1 protein-coding gene is annotated in these 612 nt (G+C 51.8%); it reads left to right on the top strand.

What is annotated here, in order from left to right; all coding sequences use genetic code 11:
- Window positions 1-612: IS3 family transposase (locus ACSVHP_RS22990; RefSeq protein ID WP_447552990.1), on the top strand; the 612-nt coding region annotated here is incomplete at both ends.

Genomic DNA, 612 nt, shown 5'->3' with positions numbered 1-612 from the left:
CTGGCGACTGATGAAACGTGTCGGGATAAAGGCTCAGGTCGGATACCGGAGCCCGCGGGCACGTAAAGGCGAGGCCAGTATCGTGTCGCCCAACAGGCTCCAGCGACAGTTCAATCCGGATGCTCCGGATAAGCGTTGGGTAACGGACATAACCTACATCAGGACCCGCGAAGGCTGGCTGTATCTTGCCGTGGTTGTTGATCTGTTCTCACGCAAAATTATCGGCTGGTCCATGCAATCCCGGATGACAAAGGACATTGTCCTGAACGCACTGCTGATGGCTGTATGGCGCCGTAATCCCCAAAAACAGGTGCTGGTTCATTCGGATCAGGGCAGTCAGTACACAAGCCATGAGTGGCAGTCGTTCCTGAAATCACACGGCCTGGAGGGCAGCATGAGCCGTCGCGGTAACTGCCATGATAATGCGGTTGCAGAAAGCTTTTTCCAGTTGTTGAAACGCGAACGGATAAAGAAAAAGAGCTACGGAACGCGGGAAGAAGCCCGCAGTGATATTTTTGATTACATCGAAATGTTTTATAACAGTAAGCGTCGGCATGGTTCCAGCGATCAGATGTCACCGACAGAATATGAAAACCAGTATTATCAACGGCT

It is taken from the genome of Enterobacter sp. 186315, from assembly GCF_053290175.1.
The sequence above is the reverse complement of the archived record's forward strand: the minus strand, read 5'-3'. Positions and strand labels throughout refer to the sequence as shown.